A 19,367-nucleotide genomic window follows, 5' to 3' on the forward strand; every position below is an offset into this window, starting at 1 on the left:
CTATGCGCCGGGTGTCCGGACCGAATCCCGGGGTGAAGGGAGGCGCGCGGCGCGCCCCCCTTCGCGTGGATCACGTCCCGTAGGCCTTGACCTCCAGCAGGCCGACGGAGCTGGTGCCGGTGCCGGTCAGCAGCACCCGCAGGCGGGTGGTGCTCGTGGCGGTGAAGGTGACATTGTTGTACTGGTTCTTGGCCAGCCCGTACGCCGAAGCGCCCGGCACGTCCGCGTACGCGCTGCCGTTCCAGTACTGCAGCTTCCACGACGCCGGCATGTCGATGCCCTGCTCGTCGTCGAAGAAGTACACCTCGGCCCGGTTCAGGGTCCTGGCCGAGGACCAGGTCAGGTCCACCCACTGCTGCCCGGTCTCGGGCCAGCAGCCCCAGCGCGGGTTGACGGTGTCGTTGGACGACGGCGGGTCGATCCCGTCGTTGACGGCGGCCACGCTCTCCCAGGACGAGGTGAAGGACGCCGACGGCGTGGCCGACGACGCCAGGTTGGCGGGCGGCTGGACCCCGCCCCGGTTGTGCACCTTGATCTCGGTGAGCCCGGTCCTGGCTCCGGAGGCCGCCGTGGCCAGCACCCGCAGGCGCTGCGCGGTGACCGCGCCGAACTGCACCAGGTTGTAGTTGCCGCGCGGCGTCGCCGGGGTCTTGGCCTGGCTCGGCACGCTGACCCAGGTGGTGCCGTTGTGGTACTGGATGTCATAGGAGGCCGGCGCCCGGTAGGTGGCGCTGGCCGGGCGGCTGTCCTTGAAGTAGAGCCGCACCTCGTTGAGCGTGCGGGCCGAGCCGAAGTTCAGCTCGTACCAGTCCTGCCCCGCGGTGGTGCCGCCCCAGAACGGCTCGTTGATCGGATAACCGTCGGCCGCGCCCGCCGTGGAGGTGCCCGAGGCCGTCGTGGAGGCGGTCGCGGTGGCGCCGGCGGCGAGGTTGGTGAGGTTGGCGGTCAGGTCGACGCCGGCCTTGGCCAGCATGTCGACCATGCGGGCGCCGGTGTGGCTCACCTGGGCGGGCGCCTGCAGCCCGGCCACGGCCACGTTGTGGGTGACGGTGCCGGTCGTGGTGACGGCGCCGGTGGCCGGGTCCCAGGTGAACGGCACCAGCGACGACACGGTGGCGGCCCTGCTGCCGTTGACGTAGATCGAGTAGCCCTCGGGCACGCCGGGGTAGCGCACCACGCCGTCGGCCGGGTCGTCCCAGACGATGGTCAGGTCGGCGTTGCGGTAGCGCAGGTTGTTCACGGTGAAGTGGGTCCAGCCGATGTTGATCGGCGACAGCTCGACCTTGGCGTCGTTGCGCGGCCGGAGCCCGGCGACGTCCTCGATGACGGTCCAGTTGCCGCTGCCCAGGATGTTGTGGTGGATCCAGGAGCGGTAGGCGATCGAGGAGCCGTTCCAGTCGGCCCAGAACTCGTTGGCGTCGGGCCACTGGGTGTTGCCGCCCACGTACTGGGCCCAGGCGTTCCAGTAGAGCAGCTTCTTGTAGTCGGTCGCGTTCATCCACTCGTTCGGATAGTCGCGCAGGACCTTGGAGTAGAGGCGGAACTGCACGGTCGAGTTGATGGTGGAGAAGTTGTTGGAGCCGGGGTTGCCGGCCGCCGCGGCGGCGGCCTTGTCCACCTGGTTGGCGGTGTAGAAGGGGAAGATCGGATACTGCGCGGGGTCGTCGTAGAGGCGCAGCGCCTGCTTGTACGCCGTCGTGTTCGGGATCGCGCCCACGGCGAACGGGTAGTAGTTGTTGATCTCCTTCCACGGCACCCATTCGTTGGTGGACTTCAGGCGGTGCTCGAAGAGCTGCCTGCTCGGGTTCCACAACACGCCGACGATGGCGTTCTGGATCTGCGTGGCCAGCGTGCGCATCTCGGTGGCCTTGGCGGTGTTGCCGATCGCCTCGTACGCCTGGGCCGCGGCCAGCGCGCCGCTGTACTGGTAGGCGGACTCGGCGCGGTCCATCCGGCCGCTCTTCCAGTGGAAGGAGACCGCGTCGGCGTCGTTGCCGGTCAGGGCGCCCCAGTCGTACTCGATGAGCTTGTTGTTGTCGGTGTCGTAGAAGGAGAGCTGGCCCTTGACGTCCTGCTCGGCGTAGCGGGCCAGGTTCGCGGCGATGCCGGGCTGGCCGCCGTGGATCTGGTAGCTCTTCCAGGCCGCCTCGGCGATGTACTGGGTGTAGCTGTTCGACCAGTTCTCCGGGTCGCCCGGGTTGTCGAGGAAACGGCCGTTCTTGGAGGTCTGCCCGACGCTCAGCCAGTCACCGTAGGAGTAGATCGGGTTGCGCAGGTATTTCAGGTCGTCGATGTGCATGGGCTGGGTCAGCGCGATGGCGTTGTTGTAGCCCAGGACGCCTTCGGTGGAGGTGGGGAACTGGAACGTCTGGCCCGGGATGTCGGCGTCGAGGTGGTTGAAGCGCATCAGCCACCAGCGGTAGTAGACGTTCTTCTTGATGGCGGGCTCGGCGACGTCGATGTAGGGCACGTTCTCGGCCCACCACCGGTTGTAGGCGCGCACGTGGGTGGCGAACGCGGTGGCGGCCGAGTAGCCGGCGTAGGCGTCGTACTCGGTGCGCGAGGCGGGCAGCTCGTTGGTGACGAACCCCATGACGACCTTGACGGTCACGGTCGCGCCGGCCGCGACGGTGACGGACCGGTTGAGGCCGCCGCTGGAGACGGTGAACCCGTCGCCGGTGAGCCTGGGATAGAGCGTGGTGAGGTTGTTGTAGGCGTTCACCTGGCCGGTCAGCTCGCTGCCGCTGCCGGTGGTGGCGTACGGGGAGGTGGCTCTGAGCTGCAGCGTCGTCGAGGCGCTGCCGCCGTTGGTGATGGCCAGGTTGGCCACGGCGACGTTGTTGTCGGTGATGAACTTGCTCTGGTTCACCGTGATCGAGCCGCTGGTGTGCCGGCTCTTCCAGTGGCTGGGCGCCTGCCAGCGGGAGGCGACCTGCTCGGTGAACGTGCCGGGGGTGACGGCCACGGTGAAGGCGTTGTTGTTGCTGATGCTCTCCCAGTACGCCGCCTGCCCGGCGAAGCCGAGCGTGCCCGGCGTGTGGGTCTTCATGAACAACCCCCGCCCGCGCGACATGAGCCAGGTGCCGGCCGGGTCGTTGCCCGGGCGGGCCAGCAGGCGGTCCATCCAGAAGTCGGTGCCGGAGCTCTCGGCGTCGTAGATGGCCTGCATCATGTTGCCGGTCGTGTTCGCGACGGGCGGCGCGGGCACGGCGGGGCCGTTGAAGGCCGGGAAGCCGATGGTCTGGTCGGCGTGCGCGGGCGCGCCGCCGACGAGTAAGCCGGCGACGAGCAGCAGGACGGACAGGGCACGCCTCATGAGAAGGCCCTCCATTCGAGCACGCCGGTCGAGTAGCCGGTTCTTGAGGTGATGTTCAGCCGCAGCCGGGTCGTGCTGACCGGCGTGAACGTGGTGGCGTTGAAGGTGCCGGTCGCCACGCCGCAGCCCGACGAGCCGGGCACGTTGACGTAGGCGCTGCCGTTCCAGTACTGCACCTGGCACGACGCCGGCAGATCGATGCCCAGGTCGTCGTCGAACCAGTACACCTCGGATCTGGAGACGGTCTGCGCGGCCGGCCAGCGGTACTCGATCCACTCGGTGCCCTGGTGGTTCCAGTTGCCGTAGGCGCCGTGACTGTGGTCGGCCGAGTTGGCCGGGGTGTAGCCGTCGTTGACGGCGGCGAGCGTCTCCCATGAGGAGACGTAGGAGGTGGAGGGGGTGGCACTGGTCGCCAGGTTCCCCGGCGTGACCGGGCCGCCGGTCTGCACGACCTTCTGCATGGTGCCGTCGGCGTTGAAGAAGAGCTTGTCGATCGTCACCGAGCGGCGGAAGTTGCCGCCGCCCGGGCTGGAGGCGTTGTGGTAGACCATGTACCACTGACCCTTGTACTCGATGATCGCCGGATGGTTGGTGGTCGAGGTGACCTGGTCGAGCACGACCCCGCGGTGCGTCCACGGGCCGAGCGGGTTGCTCGCGGTCGCGTAGCGGATGCACGCGTAGCCGGGCGCCGAGCAGGCCGAGTCGTTGGCCGCGTAGGCCAGGTAGTAGACGCCGTTCCGCTTGAACATCCAGGGGGCCTCCCAGAAGTTCGTCACGCCGCTCGGGGTGACCACGGAGCCGTTGATGGTGGTCATGTTGCTGTTGAGGCGGGCGGCGCGCACGCCGTAGTAGGAGCCCCAGTACATGTAGACCTGTCCGTCGTCGTCGGTGAACACGGTCGGGTCGATGTTGAGCGGCGACGAGCCGGGGGTGCTGTCGCTGACCAGCGGGCCGCCCTTGGCGTCGGTGAAGGGGCCCAGCGGGCTGTTGCCGACGGCCACGCCGATGTCCATCCAGCCGGCGCCGTTGCCGTTGACGGGGACGTACCAGTAGTACCTGCCGTCGGCGCCCCGCTCGACCTCGCCGGCCCAGGCGTCGGCGCCGGCCCAGGAGAAGTTGGAGATCGACAGCTTGGCGCCCTGGTCGGTGAAGGTGGCCGCGTCGGAGGAGGTGAAGACGTGCCAGTCGCGCATGACGAAGTTGCCGCCGCCGGACGCGGCCTCGTCGTGGCCGGTGTAGAGGTAGAGCGTGTCGCCGGCGACCAGCGCGGCGGGGTCGGCCGTGTAGATGGCGGTGGTGATCGGCGGGCCCGCGAGCACGGGCCTGACGTTGCCGAGGACGAGCACGAGTGCTCCGGCGAGGGCGGCTGCCCATCGTCGTTTCATGAGGTTGCTCCTTGGGGTTCTGTTAGCGCTAACACCACTGGACCCACGTTGAGACAGCAAACCTAAAAGGTTTTCGGGAACCTAGAACGCGGGAGCGGGTGCTGTCAACAGTCACTGCAACCTCTTGCACGCATGCCTGGCTTTCGACACAGCGAAAAGGGTTTCGGCAGTGGGCCAACGCCATCCCGCAAGGTGAGCGCGGGGGCCGTCCGCTGGGACGACACGCCCGTGCCGCTTTCCGACCGGCACGGGCCACGCCTGCGTCGCCAGGCCGTCAGGCCGTGGCGAGCTCTTCTCACGTGAGGGCCTGGCGAGCTCTCCTCACGTCAGACCCTGACGAGCTCTTCTCACGTCAGCGGCTCGACCGTGCCCCGCTCGCCGTCCACCCTGATCCGGTCGCCGTCGCGCAGGCGCATGGTGGCGTTGCCGGTGCCGACCACGGCGGGGATGCCGAGCTCGCGGGCCACGATCGAGGCGTGCGACAGCGGCGCGCCCATGTCGGTCACCACGGCGGCGGCGCGCGGGAACATCGGCGTCCAGCCGACGTTCGTCAGCGTCGTCACCAGGATCTCGCCCGGCTTGAGCCGATCGCCCTCCTCAGGGCCCGAGATGACCCGGGCGACGCCCTCCACCACGCCGGGGGCGCCGGGGAAGCCCCGGATGACGTCGCTCACCGGCACCGTGCCGCCGCGCGCGTCGAACAGGTCGCCGCGCCGGGCGGGATCGGCCGCCCAGCGGACGGGGTCGAACCGGCCGACGATCAGCGTCGGGTACGGCGGCAGCGCGGCGTACGCCTCGTAGGTCGCCCGCCGCACCGGCACCCGCTCCAGCCCGGCGGGGTTCCCGCGCAGCAGGGCCAGCAGCTCCTCCAGGTAGAGGTGGAACACGTCGTCGCCGTGGCCGGTCAGCTCCCCGGCGCGCACGGTGAACGCCCGCAACACCCAGAACGCCCGCATGTTCTCCGAGCGCGCGGACTCCCGGTCGCGCACCACCGCGTTCCAGCGCCGCACCCGGGCGCGCATCGCCCGCTCCTTGCCCGGATGGCGCTGGGCGAAGCGCCCCCACGCCTCCTCCCTGGCCGTCTCCTGCCGCGCGAGCAGCACCTCGGTGTCGGCACGCAGGTCGCGCAGGCCGGCGAGCTGGGCGTCGATCCAGCCGGGGTCCTCGCCGGGCCGGGGGATCGACACCTCGAACTCGTGGGGGCCGCGATGCCCGTGGGCGCGGGCGAACTCGTCCTCGGTGATCTCTCCGCGTGCCAGCCTGGACAGGCCCATGACCAGCCCCAGGCTGGCCAGCTCGCCGTCGGCGTTGACGCCGGTCAGCATCGCCTCGGCGTCGGTCTCCCCCATCATCTTGCGCAGCCGGTCGCGGGTCATGACGAGCGTGGCGCCGCCCTGACGGCCGGCCGCCTCCAGCATGCGGCAGGAGATGACCAGGTGCGGCTCGATCTCGCGGGCCCACAGGTCCGCCAGCTCGGGCCCCGAGCCGGTGGCGGCGATCCGGGCGCGCAGGTCCTCGCACCGCTGCCGCGAGGTCTCCAGGAACGCGGGCATCCCCTTGAGGTTGTCGTGCACGCGGCGCTGGATGCGGACGGCCAGCGGCAGCACCCGCTTGATGATCTCCCAGCGTGAGACCCGCACCTTGGGCACGTCGAGGCCGGCCGGGATCTTGCCGAAGACCTGTTCGACCGCGCCGAGCCGGCTCTTCATGCCCAGGGCGCCGGCGATGGAGTAGACGATGCTCAGGTTCATGTAGAAGCGGCCGCCGATGTTGCCCACCAGGTCGAAGCCGGGCAGCGCGGAGGCGGACATGGCCTCGTGGATGAACAGGCGCACGAACGACCACGTCACCGGCGTCATCACGTCGGGGATGGCCTCGCCGAGGTTGCCGCCGGTCCACAGATAGTCGCCCTTGAGGCTGTCGTTCCACTCCTCGACCTCGGCCTTGAGGCCGGTGATCGGGCGGGCCTGGAGGATGGCGAACGTGCCGCCGTGCCTGGCCCACTCCACGTCCATCGGCATGCCGTACAGGGCCTGGACGCGCTCGCCGATCGCGGCCAGCGCCACGGCCTGGGCCGCGTCGAGCACGGACGTGCCGCGCAGCTCCTCCGGGACCGGCCGCTCCTCGGTGCCCGCGGGGGTGCGCACGGTCATGACGGTCTTGTCGCCCGTGGCGGCCCGGACGACCGCGCCGCCGGACACCACGACCGTGTCGGGCGTGACCAGCCCGCCGACGACCGCCTCGCCGAGCCCCCAGGAGGCGTTGACGACGATCTCGTCGCGGGCGCCGGTGACCGGGTCGGCGGTGAACATGACGCCGGCCGCGTCGGCGTCCACCAGCTCCTGGACCACGACGGCCAGGGCCACGTCGTCGTGCGGGACGCCATTGTGGTCGCGGTAGGCGATGGCCCGCGGGTTCCACAGCGAGGCCCAGCAGCGCCTGACCGCGTCGAGCAGCGCCTCGCCCCTGATGTTGAGATAGGTGTCCTGCTGCCCGGCGAACGACATGTCAGGCAGGTCCTCGGCGGTCGCGGACGAGCGCACGGCCACCGGCAGGTCGTCACCGAGCGCGTCGTAGGCCGCGCGGATCTCGGCGGCGAGGGCGGCCGGCAGGTCGCGCCCGGCGAACAGGGCGACGACGTCGCCGCCCGCTGCCGCCGTCCGCAGGATCTCCTCCTGGAAGCCGGACACGAACGCCAGGTAGGCGCCGGTCGTGATGTGGAAACCGCCGGGGACGGGCAGCCCGGCCCTGGTCAGCCTGGCCAGCGAGGCCCCTTTGCCACCCACGGTGGCCAGGTCGGCCGCGGCATCGTCGAGGGGGAGGACGACCCTCACCTGACACGCTCCTTAGAGACGAGGGAGGCCGTCAGCGTTCGCTCGGCGGCCTCCTGTATGGCGTCGAGAAACTTGAGGGTGGCCCGCGCCACGGCGTCCGCGTCGTCGCCCGGCGGCCGGCCGCCGGGGCTCATGGCGTGCTCGATGGTGTCGGCCACCAGGGCCGCGATCCGGTCGTCCGGAAGTCTGACGTGCTCGGGCAGCGTGTCGGGCAGGAACAGGAACCCGTAGACGATCGAGGTGATCACCGTGACGTGGTCTCCGGGCTCCGCGCGCACCGCGCCGAGCCCGACCAGCTCCGCGAGATAGCGGTCGAAGTCGCCGCCCAGCTCCAGCCCGCTCCTGGCGACCCGTTTGCGGCGGGTGAGCTTGCCGAGCACCTCGGAGTCGCCGGTCAGCACCGCCCGCAGCAGCGGCCGGCCCAGCAGCAGGCGGGCGAACTCCCCGAACAGCTCGCCCGGCGTGGCCGGCCCGCTCGCGCGGACGCCGGCCAGCATGAGGACCCGCTCACGGCGCAGCAGCGCGGCGAAGAGGTCGTCGCGGGTCTTCCAGTGCAGGTAGATGGTGCCCTTGGCGACACCGGCCCGCCGGGCGACCTCGTCGATCGCGGTCTTGTCGTAGCCCTGGCTCAGGATCAGCATGGCGGCGGCGTCGAGGATCCGGTGCGCGCGCTCCAGCAGGAGCGCCGGATCCTGCGGCGGTCGTCCGACCCTGACCATCTACCCCACCCCATTTGTTTGACTAAATGAGGCTAATTGGTCATTTTATTCCTGGCAAGTTCACCGGGGCGGCAGCTTCTCCAGCAGCAGCTTGGCCTGAGGGGCGAAGCCCCGGTCGCCGGTGTCCGCGGCGATCTCCAGCATGCGGCGGGCCAGGGCCAGGTCGCCGCGCTCGTACCGGATCTCGCCCAGCCTGCACGCGGCCTCGGCCACCAGGTCGGGCAGCTCGGTCAGCGTGAGCGTCAGCTCGTAGTAGCGCAACGCCCCGTCGCGGTCCCCCACCCAGTAGCAGAGCTCGCCGAGATGCGCGGCGGCCATGCTGGCCTCCGAGTCGCCCGCGTCGATGACCCGCTGGTACCAGGTGAGCGCCTCGGGGAAGTCCCGGGCCCGCTTGGCCAGCGCGCCCAGGTACATCGCGCCCAGCGCGCTCGTGTGGCCCTCTCCGGCGTCGAGGCCCTTGAGGTACCACTCGCGCGCCCGCTCCTCGTCCTCGTCGTGGTAGGTCTGCCCGAGCGCGATCATCGCCCGCGCGGCCAGGTCGGCGTCGCCGGCGTCGAGCGCCTGCAGGTAGATTTGCCGCCCCTCCTCCACCTGGCCCACGCCGACCAGCGCCTGCGCGTACATGCTGAGCGCCGTCGGCTCGCCGCTCTCCGCCGCCGCCCGCAAGGTGCGCAACGATTGCTCGGTGTGCCCCTCACGACCCTGCAACATGCCGAGCAGGCTGCCGAACATGCCCTGAACGGGGCTCTCCGAGTCGCCGGCCTGCCGCTCGGCCAGGTCGTAGAAGGCGTCGGTGTCGCCTTCGGATTTGAGCACTCCGAGCAGCCTGCCGCCGGCCACGAAGCGCACGTCGGGGTCCTCGTGCACGTTCAGGCGCTCGTAGATGGCGCGGGCCTGCGCCGTCTCCCCGAGATCCACCAGCCGCTCGGCCACGCGCAGCTCGGTGAACGGCCCCGAGTCGGCCGCCTCGTAGTACGCCCGGACGGCGGCCGGGTCCGCGCACCGGTCGCCCAGCTCACGGGCCAGCTCGGCCGCGCGCTCGGCGGCGTGCTCGCCCATGAGCTCCAGCACCCGCACGGCCAGCTCGTGGTCGCCGCGCTCGCCGGCCTGGTAGGCGAGGGCGTCGAGGTTCTTGACCGCGGTCGCGACCAGGTCGGTGTCCGGGCCGGCGGCCGCGGCGAAAGCCTCGGCGGCGGCGAGCAGGTCGCCCTCCTCGTGCAGCCACACGCCGAGCGTGATGCCGCCCCTGGCCACCGCGTCCGCGTCGCCGGAGGCCAGGGCCAGTCGCGCCTGACCGGCCGCGCCGGCCGCGTCGCCGAGGTCGTGCAGGGCCCCGGCCAGGTCGACCCGCATGCTGGAGGTGGTCTCGGGGAAGCCGGTGTCGATGCCCTTCTCGTACATGAGCGCCGCGTTGCGCGCGTCGCCCCTGGCCTTGTACGCGTCACCCCAGCCCCAGTAGGCCATCGCCACGGTCTCGGGGTCGCCGGTGGCCACGGCGAGCTCCGACTCCACCGCGAGGGCGTCGTAGTCGCCCTCCTGGAGCAGGTGGGCCAGCAGGTGGCGGTGGCAGGCGAGGTCGCCGTCCGCCGCGCCGGCGGCCAGCGCCGCCCGTACCCCGGCGCTGTCGCCCTGCTCCGCCAGCAGCTCGGCGAGGAGCACGGTGGTCGCGGGCCGGGCGGCGCGGGCCGCCTCGATCGCCCCGTCGAGGTCGCCGCGCCGTCTGCGCACGATGGCGATGTTGCGCCAGGCCGCCTCGCGCAGGCCGGCGTCGCCGGTGGCGACCAGGAAGCTCAGCTCGGCCCGGCAGTGCTCGCCCTCGTTGGCGTGCCGCACGCCCAGGTCGAGCCCGGCCCGCGCGGCCGGCCCGGGATCGCCCAGCTCGACGACCAGCCGCAGGAACCGGCGGCCCGTCTCGGTGTCCAGCCCGGTGGCATGGTCCAGCGTCTCGGCCAGGGCCCGCGTACGGAGCTCGGGGCCGGCCTCGGTGATCAGGCGGCGTACGGCGGGCACGTCCTCGTCGTCGAGCGCGAGCAGCACGGCGGCCAGCGGCTCCGACCCGGTGCGCGCGCTCAGCGCCGCGAGCGCGCCCGCGCGGTCCCCTTCGGCCGCCAGCACCCAGGGCAGCTCCTCCGGGATGGCCCGGCCGAGCAGGTGGCGGGCGACGGCGGCGGCGTACAGGTCGCCGTCCTGGGCCGCCGCCCGTTCGAGGGCGAAGTGCGCGGCATCGAGGTCACCGGCCACCAGGAGCTTGCGGCCCGCCTCCAGCATCGTCTCCGGCTCCGACTCCGGGTCGATGGCCGCCGCCCCCTCGAACGCCGCCTTCGCCTCCTCCAGCTCGCCCGCCTCGGCCAGCAGGCTGCCGAGCAGCCGCTCGGACGCGGCCGTCACCTCGGGCGGCGTGGCCCTCATCACCGCGAGGGCGTCTGCCGGGTCGCCGTGGTCGCGCAGGAAACGCACGTAGTGCAGCGTCGCGCTCGGGCCGGCGATCTCGTTCAGCCACTCGCGGGCCTCCCCCGCGCGGCCCGAGGCCACCAGCGCCTCGCCGAGCCGCAGGCCGCAGGCGAGCCGGTCCTCGGCGTGCTCCACCACGCGGGCGAGCACCCGCGCGGCCTCGGCGTGCTCGCCGAGCTCCTGCAGCACGATGCCGGCCGCGCGCAGCGCCGCCACGTTGCGCTCCTCGTCCTCGCCGACGGCCCGCAACCAGGCGTCGACGGCCCCGCGCTTGTCCCCGGCGTCGTTGCGCAGGGCGCCGAGGAAGTAGCCCGCCTCCTGGCGCAGCTCCTCATGTCCGGAGGTGATCACCAGGCTGAGCGCGGCGTCGGCGGGGCCGGCCTGGTCGGCGCGCTGCCAGGCGTGCGCGCTCTCCATCGCCAGCGTGCTCGCCATGAACAGCCCCGTGCCCTCGGGCGGCAGCGCCCGCGCCGCGGCCTCGAAGTCCCGGTCGAGCAGCCGGCGGCCGAACTCGCCCAGCTCGGCTGGGTCGGCGGCGAACGCGGCCCGCGCGGCGTCGAGGTCGTCGAGCCTGATCCGGGTGTAGGCGAGCGGCAGGGCGCCGCGCTCCGGCGCGCCTTCGGCGATCAGCCGCTCGTGCACGCGGCAGACCGCCAGCAGGTCGCCCTGCCGGTCCAAGAGCCCCACCAGGTCGGCCGCCGCCGCGAAGCGCACCCCGCCGCGCCCTTGCTCCAGCGCCAGCCCGTACGCGGCGCGCGCCTCGCGCGGATGCTCCTCCGCGACCAGCCCGCCCAGCGCGTACGCCACCCACGGCGCCAGCGCGGGATGGCCGCCCTTGGCGGCCCGGCGCAGCAGCGCGACCGCCTCGTCCGCGTCCGGCAACACGTCCTTGCAGATCAGCGCCGCGTACGACAGCGCGAACGGATCCCCGGCCCCCGCCGCCGTCAGCAGCAGCCCGGCCGCGTCCGACAGGTCGTAGCCGATGGAGACCAGCACCTGCGCCAGCACGGCGGTGCCGATGGCGGAGACGGCCGGATCGGGATGCTCCATGGCCGCCTGGTAATGGGCCAGCCCCTCCTCCCTGCCCTGCCGCTGGTGCACGATCACCGCCGCCAGCACGGGGTGCGGCTCCTCGCCCGACTCCCGCAGCAGGTGCAGCAGGAACACGGCGTTGAAGCCCTCCAGCACGTGCTCCGACTCCGCCACGTAAGCCAGCAGCTCGTCGGCCTGCTCGCGGTCGCCCTCCCCCAGCTCCAGCTCGGCGAGCGCCACCATGGCGCGCAGCGCCTGCTCGCCGGCCCCGGAGTCGGCGGCCCTGCGCATCAGCGACCTGGCCCCGTCCACGTCACCGGCCTTCATGCGGGCCAGCCCGTCGTCGGTGTCCTGGAGCGCCTGCTCGGCCACGGGGTCGGCGAGGGGCTGCCGCATGGCGGCGTGCTGGAGCAACAACCCGGCCTTGAACGCGACGTCGGGGTCCTCGTGCCCGGCGGCGAGTCCGGCCAGCTCCATGATCTCGTCGTAGGCGTCCTGGTGGTGTTCCAGGAGCATGCTGAGCAGGGTGACGCAGATCGAGCCCCACTCGCTCTCGCCCGCCTCCAGCACGGCGCGCACCGCGGCCAGCGCCTCGGGCGCCTCGCCCGCCTCGGTGTGCATCTGGGCCAGGCACGCCTGCGCCTGCACGGCGTACTCGCGCTGCCCGCTGGCGACCACGCGGCGGAAGATCGCCTGAGTCTCCGCCACGTCGCCGAGCTGCGCGGTCACCTTGGCCAGCTCGATGAGCGTGGGCAACCGGACGTCGGGCCGGGGGTCCTCGGCGGCCACCCGGTAGGCGGCGGCCGACTCGGCGTACTCGCCGAGGTCCACCAGCACCGCGCCGAGCAGCTTGTGCGCCATGGCCAGGTGGTCGGGAGAGCCGAGGGCGATGGCGTGCTCGCACACCTCGCGGGCCGACTCGAACTCCTCCTCCTCGGCGTAGAGCTGGTAGAGCTGGAACGCCGACAACGCCACGACCTCGGGATCACCGCAGGTCAGCAGCGTGCGATAGTCGTCCTCCTCCTCCGCCGCCGCATAGAGGTCGCGGGCCGAGACCGGGCTCTGGTGGAAGGCGGGCAACTGCAGCCGGTCGGCCAGCTCGGCCACGGAGGGGCTGTCGCAGCGCCGGGCCCGCTCCAGCGCCGTCTGCGCGCCCTGGGCGTCGCCCAGTTGCGTGCACACCAGCACCAGCGCCGTTTCGGCGAGCGCGGCCACCTCGAAGTCGGCGCCGTCCGAGGCGATCGTCAACACGCGGTGCGCCGCCGGCCACTCCTTGGCGTTGACCAGCATCATCCCCATGGCGATGGCCGAGCGCTGCCCGAACACCGGATCGCCTGACTGGATCACCGAGCGGTGCGCCGCCTCGGCTCCTTCCAGGTCGCCCCGCTCCTGCAGCACCCCGGCCAGCAGGTGGGAGGCCTCCGGCTCACCCGTGGCCGCGATCTGCCTGAACAGCGCGGCGGCCTGATCGAGATCTCCCGCTTTCCAGCAACTCATGGCCGCGTCGAGCTGTTCTGACGCCATCACTCACTCCCAAATTATCGAACAATGTGAAAAAGCTACACATGTGTCACTCGGGTCACAGGGCATTCGGAGATCTCCGGTCCCTGCGCAGAGAGGCGGGGGCGCACCGTAGCGTGGTGTCCATGGGCAGAGCGTTCTGGCTGGATCAAGAGTTCGACAGAGATCGTGACGGGCGCTATGCCGTACACGTCCGTAAGAGTCTCGACGCGTTCGAGTGGGGCGACATCGCGCCCATCAGGTTCGCGTGCGCGGCGTGGCGGCTGGCCACCCCGCCGTCGCTGACCCCCGGCTACGTCCGCTGGGATCGCCGCATCCTGGAGGCGACCTGCCACCGCAACACCTGGGACGGCAGCCTTTACGCGCGGGTCAGGATCGTCTCGCCGCTGCCCGAGGAGCTGACCCGGTCGCGGGCGTGGTGGCGCGACCGGGGCTGGCTGGGCTGGCAGGAGACCTTCGGCCAGTACGTCGAGCCGACCCAGCAGGACCTGGCGCGGATCCCGTTCCTGCGGGCCGGTCTGCTGGTCGAGGCGCCGCTGCCGCTCGACGACCTGCCGCCGGAGCCGGAGGGCCCGCACGACGAGGTCGAGCAGCGCGCCCACCGCGCGGTGACGGTGCTGGCCCGCGAGCTCAACGCGCTGGTGACGCCGGTCCTCGACCAGCTCGGCTGAGCCGGCCACGGGGTCGAGGGCTGAGCGGTGATCACGGGAGCGCGGGCCGGCCGGTGATCACGAGGGCGCGGGCTGACCGGTGATCACGGCGACGATCCGGGTGCCGGGGGCGAAGGCGCCCTGGCGGGCGAGGTCGATGATCCCGTACAGCATCTTCGCCACGTAGACGCCTTCGACACGATATTTCGCGATAAATCGCTCCAAGGCGGGGGTTGTCCTGGCGTATCCGCCGAAGTGGTAGTCGAGGTTGACCGACCAGTTCTGCCACGTCCGCCCGTACGCCTCCCGCTGCAGCCTGGCCACCTCATCGGCGAGGAACCCGGCCCCCTTGAGCACCGCGAACCCGAGCGCCCGCCGCCCCTCCGGCAGGCCGGCCGCGATCCCGGCGAGCGTCCCCCCGGTCCCGACCGGGCAGCAGACGACGTCGTAGCCGAGCGGGATCTCCCCCGGCAGCTCGGCGCACCCGCGCACGGCGGCCGCGTTGCTCCCGCCCTCGGGCAGGATCACCACGTCGTCACCCCACCGCGCGCGCAGCCGCGCCCGCACGTCCTCGGTGTGCTTGAGCCGGTAGGAGGGCCGGTCCAGATAGGTGATCGTCATGCCGCAGGCCACGGCGCGGGCGAGCGAGGGGTTCAGCGGCAGGTGCTCCTCGCCGCGGATGACCCCGATCGTCTCGATGCCGTGCCGCCGGCCGGCCTCGGCCAGGGCCCTGACATGGTTGGAGTAGGCGCCGCCGAAGGTCAGCAGCCGTGAGTGGCCGAGGTTGTACTTGAGCTTGCGCGGTTTGTTGTCATCGTGCATCAGGAACACCCGGACCGTACCGAGTCCTGGATCCAGGAGCTCCTCCATGGCGCTAGTCTACGGTCGGGCCTTTGTTGAGGAGTGTTTGGTTATGCGGGTTGTTGAGAGTTTTCGTGCTGCCTACGGCGCCGCGCCGCAGGCCGTCTGGCATGCCCCCGGCCGGGTCAACCTGATCGGCGAGCACACCGACTACAACGACGGCTACGTGCTCCCGTTCGCGGTGCCGTGGGGCGTCACGGCCGCGGTCACGCCGCGCGCCGACCGCACCATCCGCCTCCTCTCACTCCAGTCCCCCGGCGAGCCCGTCACGTTGGCGACCCACGAGGAGGCGAAGGGCTGGACCCGCTACGTCGTGGGCGTCCTCGACGTGCTCGGCGACCGCGTGGCGGGCGCCGACATCGCCATCGACGGAGACATCCCGCAGGGCGCCGGCCTCAGCTCCAGCGCCGCGCTCGAAGTGTCCGTCGCCTCGGCGCTCAACGACCTGCACGGCCTCGGCATGACGCCGATGGAGATCGCCCTGCTCAGCCAGAAGGCCGAGAACGACTTCGTCGGCATGCCCTGCGGCATCATGGACCAGGCCGCCTCGGCCCTGTGCGAGGAGGGGAAGGCGCTCTTCCTCGACTGCCGCTCGCTCGGCTCCAGGAACATCCCGCTCGACCTGGCGGCCCAGGGCCTGAGCATCCTCATCATCGACACCCAGGTCCACCACGAGCACGCGGGCGGCGAGTACGCCAAGCGCCGCGCCGAGTGCGAGTCGGCGGCCCGCAAGCTGGGCGTCCCCGCCCTGCGCGACGTCACCGACCTGGCGGCGGCCCTGGAGCGGCTGCGGGGCGACGAGCGCAAGCGCACCATGCACGTCGTCACCGAGAACCACCGCGTGGAGGCCCTCGTCGGCCTGCTGCGCGCGGGCCAGATCCCCGACATCGGCCTGCTGCTCAACGCCTCGCACCTGTCGCTCAGGGACCAGTACGAGGTCTCCTCCCCCGAGCTCGACCTGGCGGTGGAGGCGGCGCTGCGGGGCGGCGCGCGGGGCGCGCGGATGACGGGCGGCGGCTTCGGCGGCTCCGCCATCGCGCTGGTGCCGCAGGAGCGCCTGGACACCGTCCAGGAGTCGGTCACCGCGGCCTACGCCGAGCGCGGCTTCCAGGCCCCGCGCTTCCTCCCGGCCACCCCGGCCAAGGGCGCCCACCGCGTCGCGTAAGACGCCCGTCTCGTCACGCAAGGCGCCTCGCCCGATCCGGGCGGGCGCCTGCCGAGGTCACCGGCGCCCCGAGCGGCCGGAGGATCAGAGGGCGGGGAAGTCCGGCGGGCGGCGCTCCAGGAAACTGGCGACGCCCTCGGTGAAGTCGGGACGGCCGAAGGAGGCCAGCATCTCCCGCACGGCCGTCTTGGCCGACTCCTCCAGGCTGGCGTCCCAGTCGTTCCAGACCTGCCGCTTGATCACCGCCATCGATGCCGGCGAGCTGTGCACCGCCAGCTCCCTGGCGTAGGTCTGGGCCTCGGCCACCAGCGACTCCCGGGGCACGGCCCGGTTGGCCAGTCCCAGCTCGAAGGCCTCCCGCCCGGTGAACACCCGCCCGGACAGCAGCACGTCCATGGCCCGCTGCTGCCCCATGATCCGCGGCAGCACCCACGAGAGCCCGTACTCGGCGATCAGCCCCCGGCGCGCGAAGGCCGTCGTCCACTTGGCCTCCTCGGCGGTGAAGACGAGGTCGCAGACGAGCGCGTGCACCATGCCGAGCCCGGCGCAGGCGCCGTTGACCGCGGCGATGATCGGCTTGCCGATGGTCGAGGGGAAGGTGTTGGGCCGGGGATCCGCTGCCCCGTCGTAGGTGCCGGTCTGGATGGCGGTGAGCGTCTTGAAGTCGGCGCCCGAGCAGAACCCCTTGCCCGCGCCGGTGACCACCACCGCGCGCACCTGGGAGTCCTTCTCGGCCTCCGCGAGCAGATCGAAGTATCGCCGGCCCATGGCGTCCGTCCAGGCGTTCAGCGTGTCGGGACGGTTGAAGGTCAGCGTGAGCACGCCCTGGTCGAGCGTGGAGAGAACGAGTTCCGCCATACCCTAACCGAACCATGTTCTAGCCCTGGAAGGCAAGGCGGGGCCGATCCGGGGGCTAACGGTGGTGGACGAAGGCCGGGGTGAGGACGCGGGTGTCGTAGTAGCGGTGGAAGACCGGGGTCGCGCCGCCCGACAGCGGCGGCACGATCCACGACCAGTCCGCGGGACAGACGCGCCCGGCCTTCTCCTCCCGCGACAGGTGGGTGAGGAAGCGGCGCGACTCCGTGTGATGGTCGGTGATCGTGACCCCCGCCCGTTCGAACGAGTGCAGCACCGCCACGTTCAGCTCCACCAGCGCGTGGTCGCGCCACAGGGAGCGTTCGGTGGAGGTGTCCAGCCCGAGCCGCTCCGCGACCACCCCGAGCTGGTCGTACCTGTCGGTGTCCGCCAGGTTGCGGGCGCCGATCTCGGTGCCCATGTACCAGCCGTTGAAGGGGGCGCACGGGTAGCAGATGCCGCCGATCTCCAGGCACATGTCCGACACAGCCGGTACGGCGGGCCAGCGCAGCCCGAGCTCCGCGAACCACGGGTAGTCAGGGTGGACGAGCGGCACCTCCAGCACCGCGTCCCCCGGCACGTGGCAGAGCAACGGGTCCCCGAGGCCCGGGCGGATGACCAGCGGCAATACGTCGAACCTGCCGGACCCGCCACCCCACCCCAGCGCCTTGGCCCGCTCGGTGAGCTCGACGTTCCTGGGATCGCCGACGACGCCGTCGCCGGTGCGGTAGCCGGCGTAGCGGACGAGCTGGTCGTTCAGCACCCGGGGGCCGGGCAGGGCCGGAGTGTCGGGGGACAGGATGGTCACGGTGGCTCTGATCTTGCCGTTCGCGGTGGCCTCGCGCAGGTGGGCGACGCATTCGAGGGCCACGCCCTCGGCCGTGCGGACCGCCCTGCGGTCGCGGACCAGGAGCGAGCGCCAGTAGAGCCGGCCGATGCACCGGTTGCTGTTGCGCCAGGCCACCCGGGCGCCGAACTCCAGCTCCTCGAAGGTGTGCGTGTAGGTGCCGCCGCGGGCGATGTCTCTGGCGACGCCGCGCAGCCGGGCGGACAAGCCGCCGGCGGACGGGTTCTCGTCGTGGAAGAGCCTGATGAAACGCTCCGCCTCACGAAGATCGACGGTTCGCCCGATCACGGCCGGTGCGGCGAGGGCATCGAAGGGACGCAGGGACCTGATCCAGGTAGTCACGCAGAAACCAGCACTTCTCCGTCATCGGATCGCCCCGCCGATTCCGGGTCGGCGACACGTCCTGGTGGCGGCGCCTTTCTCGCCTCCCCCACGACATTTCCGCGGCTCCGGCCCCGGAGGACCGGCCGTCTCATCCTCCCCGGAGAACCCCGCTTTGTCCCGCTAATCAGTCAATCCTGTGGCCATCTCGCTACAACGCGTGAGGCGTGCCCCCGGGGGCGCCCCGGGAGCACGCGCCCGCCCTACTTGCGCACCGGCCCGTCCCACACGCACGTGAGGTGGACGACGCGGCGCTGCTGCCGGTGCTTGCGGGCCTTGCGGGGCAACTCCTTGGCGGGAACGCCGATCGACAGCCGGTCGGCGGGAACGGTCGTGATGCCGTCCTCGGTGACGGACTCGGCGAGCTCCGACCCGAGGACGCGCTCACCGACGACGTTCCCACCGGCGACGTGCTCGCCGATGACGTGCTCGCCGATGACGTGTGCACCGATGACGTGTGCACGGACGAGCTTGACGACCCTGGCCTTGGAGAACGTGACGACCTTGCCGTCGCTCGTCCAGCAGGTCAGCTCGCCGCCCGCCGGGATCGACCGGCCGGCACCATGACGCACCCGTGCCGGACCCTCGTCGGCCAGCGCTGATCCGGCCATACCCGCCAGCCCCAGCGCGGCGGCCGTGACCACGATGGCGAGACGTCGCTTCAACATGGGATCTCCTCCCCGAGATGATGGACAGCCCCGAGAATGGCCTCCCGCACCTGAAGCGAGCCTTAAGAGCGCCGAAGTGATCTTCAGGTACGCCGCCGCTCGCTCCCTGAAACACGAACGAGGCCCCCTCCCGAAAGCTCGGGAGGGGGCCTCATGCTGGCTCCCGCGACAAGATTCGAACTTGTAACCTGCCGGTTAACAGCCGGCTGCTCTGCCATTGAGCTACGCGGGATTGGCCTCTGCCCACTTCGCCGGGGCTCTTCGGCCCCTCCGTCGTGCGCATGAATAGATTAGCGCACTCCGAGAGTGCGTGTCGCATCGTAACTGGGGTAGGCCCGGAGACAGCGGAGGTGTGAAATGCGTTATCGAATGACATTCGCCATGGGTCTGGCCGTCGGCTACGTGCTGGGCAGCCGGGCAGGGCGCGAACGGTACGAGCAGATCAAACGGACGGCGCAACGGCTCGCCGACAACCCCAGGGTCCAGGAGGTCGCGGGGGTGGTCGGCGCGCAGGCGTCCAAGGTGGCCGGAACGGCCAGGGCGAGGATGGGTGACACGCTGGCGCAGCGGATCCCGTTCCTCAACTCCCACGATCATCCCGACACGGGAACCGGCTGGCCGGAGGAGGACCTGACGGACAAGAAGCCCCGCGAGAGCGGCATCCCGTACTGACGGCAAGGTG

At 71.6% G+C, this 19,367-nt stretch carries 12 protein-coding genes and 1 tRNA gene; 3 read left to right on the forward strand and 10 right to left on the reverse strand.

The genetic code is table 11. From position 1 onward, the window contains the following. Nucleotides 1–70: 70 nt before the first annotated feature. The 5 genes from ACWD0F_RS30545 to ACWD0F_RS30565 all read right to left on the reverse strand — a co-directional run bounded on the left by ACWD0F_RS30545 (nt 71) and on the right by ACWD0F_RS30565 (nt 13,261). Entirely contained in the window at nt 71–3,316 is a 3,246-nt protein-coding gene (locus ACWD0F_RS30545) for a galactose-binding domain-containing protein (RefSeq protein WP_449881342.1), read from the reverse strand. Then, nucleotides 3,313–4,701, reverse strand: a complete 1,389-nt coding sequence (locus ACWD0F_RS30550) for a glycoside hydrolase family 43 protein (protein ID WP_449881344.1) — start codon at nt 4,699–4,701, stop codon at nt 3,313–3,315. The genes ACWD0F_RS30545 and ACWD0F_RS30550 overlap by 4 nt, the downstream gene beginning before the upstream one ends. Before the next feature lie 347 nt (nt 4,702–5,048). Next, on the reverse strand, nt 5,049–7,535 hold the full coding sequence (locus tag ACWD0F_RS30555) for a PEP/pyruvate-binding domain-containing protein (protein ID WP_449881346.1): 2,487 nt from the start codon (nt 7,533–7,535) through the stop codon (nt 5,049–5,051). Further along, nucleotides 7,532–8,254, reverse strand: a complete 723-nt coding sequence (locus ACWD0F_RS30560; protein ID WP_449881348.1) for a helix-turn-helix domain-containing protein — start codon at nt 8,252–8,254, stop codon at nt 7,532–7,534. Before ACWD0F_RS30560 ends, ACWD0F_RS30555 begins: the two co-directional genes overlap by 4 nt. Before the next feature lie 60 nt (nt 8,255–8,314). Next, entirely contained in the window at nt 8,315–13,261 is a 4,947-nt protein-coding gene (locus ACWD0F_RS30565) for a hypothetical protein (protein ID WP_449881350.1), read from the reverse strand. Between the two features lie 122 nt (nt 13,262–13,383). Here ACWD0F_RS30565 and ACWD0F_RS30570 point away from each other — a divergent pair, with 122 nt between their 5' ends. Continuing rightward, nucleotides 13,384–13,929, forward strand: coding sequence for a hypothetical protein (locus ACWD0F_RS30570; RefSeq protein WP_449881352.1), 546 nt, complete (start codon nt 13,384–13,386; stop codon nt 13,927–13,929). Nucleotides 13,930–13,986: 57 nt separating this feature from the next. On the opposite strand, the gene ACWD0F_RS30575 is transcribed toward ACWD0F_RS30570, so the two are convergent. Then, the gene (locus tag ACWD0F_RS30575; RefSeq protein WP_449881354.1) at nt 13,987–14,778 is read right to left on the reverse strand and encodes a 1-aminocyclopropane-1-carboxylate deaminase/D-cysteine desulfhydrase; all 792 of its coding nucleotides are present in this window, start codon (nt 14,776–14,778) and stop codon (nt 13,987–13,989) included. 43 nt (nt 14,779–14,821) lie between these two features. Between ACWD0F_RS30575 and galK the strand changes: the two genes are divergently transcribed. Continuing rightward, nucleotides 14,822–15,934 carry a galactokinase gene (galK, locus tag ACWD0F_RS30580; RefSeq protein WP_449881356.1) on the forward strand — a complete coding sequence of 371 codons (1,113 nt, stop codon included), beginning with the start codon at nt 14,822–14,824 and terminating at the stop codon, nt 15,932–15,934. Nucleotides 15,935–16,018: 84 nt separating this feature from the next. On the opposite strand, the gene ACWD0F_RS30585 is transcribed toward galK, so the two are convergent. The 4 genes from ACWD0F_RS30585 to ACWD0F_RS30600 form a co-directional block, all read right to left on the reverse strand. Then, nucleotides 16,019–16,792 carry an enoyl-CoA hydratase-related protein gene (locus ACWD0F_RS30585; RefSeq protein ID WP_449881357.1) on the reverse strand — a complete coding sequence of 258 codons (774 nt, stop codon included), beginning with the start codon at nt 16,790–16,792 and terminating at the stop codon, nt 16,019–16,021. Nucleotides 16,793–16,847: 55 nt separating this feature from the next. Next, nucleotides 16,848–17,978 carry a nitric oxide synthase oxygenase gene (locus ACWD0F_RS30590; RefSeq protein WP_449881359.1) on the reverse strand — a complete coding sequence of 377 codons (1,131 nt, stop codon included), beginning with the start codon at nt 17,976–17,978 and terminating at the stop codon, nt 16,848–16,850. Nucleotides 17,979–18,220: 242 nt separating this feature from the next. Beyond that, nucleotides 18,221–18,685 carry a hypothetical protein gene (locus ACWD0F_RS30595; RefSeq protein ID WP_449881361.1) on the reverse strand — a complete coding sequence of 155 codons (465 nt, stop codon included), beginning with the start codon at nt 18,683–18,685 and terminating at the stop codon, nt 18,221–18,223. Between the two features lie 157 nt (nt 18,686–18,842). Further along, nucleotides 18,843–18,917 (reverse strand) — tRNA-Asn (locus ACWD0F_RS30600). A gap of 125 nt (nt 18,918–19,042) precedes the next feature. Between ACWD0F_RS30600 and ACWD0F_RS30605 the strand changes: the two genes are divergently transcribed. Continuing rightward, a complete protein-coding gene (locus tag ACWD0F_RS30605; RefSeq protein ID WP_449881363.1) occupies nt 19,043–19,357 on the forward strand; it encodes a YtxH domain-containing protein in 315 nt (104 codons plus the stop codon). The last annotated feature ends 10 nt before the right edge of the window (nt 19,358–19,367 follow it).

This window comes from Nonomuraea sp. NPDC002799, assembly GCF_053592075.1.

What these genes read in the sequence shown, in the direction of transcription:
- ACWD0F_RS30545 (WP_449881342.1), bottom strand. Translation starts at nt 3,316, where the DNA reads ATGAGGCGTGCCCTGTCCGTCCTGCTGCTCGTCGCCGGCTTACTCGTC.
- ACWD0F_RS30550 (WP_449881344.1), bottom strand. Translation starts at nt 4,701, where the DNA reads ATGAAACGACGATGGGCAGCCGCCCTCGCCGGAGCACTCGTGCTCGTC.
- ACWD0F_RS30560 (WP_449881348.1), bottom strand. Translation starts at nt 8,254, where the DNA reads ATGGTCAGGGTCGGACGACCGCCGCAGGATCCGGCGCTCCTGCTGGAG.
- ACWD0F_RS30565 (WP_449881350.1), bottom strand. Translation starts at nt 13,261, where the DNA reads ATGGCGTCAGAACAGCTCGACGCGGCCATGAGTTGCTGGAAAGCGGGA.
- ACWD0F_RS30570 (WP_449881352.1), top strand. Translation starts at nt 13,384, where the DNA reads ATGGGCAGAGCGTTCTGGCTGGATCAAGAGTTCGACAGAGATCGTGAC.
- ACWD0F_RS30575 (WP_449881354.1), bottom strand. Translation starts at nt 14,778, where the DNA reads ATGGAGGAGCTCCTGGATCCAGGACTCGGTACGGTCCGGGTGTTCCTG.
- galK (WP_449881356.1), top strand. Translation starts at nt 14,822, where the DNA reads ATGCGGGTTGTTGAGAGTTTTCGTGCTGCCTACGGCGCCGCGCCGCAG.
- ACWD0F_RS30585 (WP_449881357.1), bottom strand. Translation starts at nt 16,792, where the DNA reads ATGGCGGAACTCGTTCTCTCCACGCTCGACCAGGGCGTGCTCACGCTG.
- ACWD0F_RS30595 (WP_449881361.1), bottom strand. Translation starts at nt 18,685, where the DNA reads ATGTTGAAGCGACGTCTCGCCATCGTGGTCACGGCCGCCGCGCTGGGG.
- ACWD0F_RS30605 (WP_449881363.1), top strand. Translation starts at nt 19,043, where the DNA reads ATGCGTTATCGAATGACATTCGCCATGGGTCTGGCCGTCGGCTACGTG.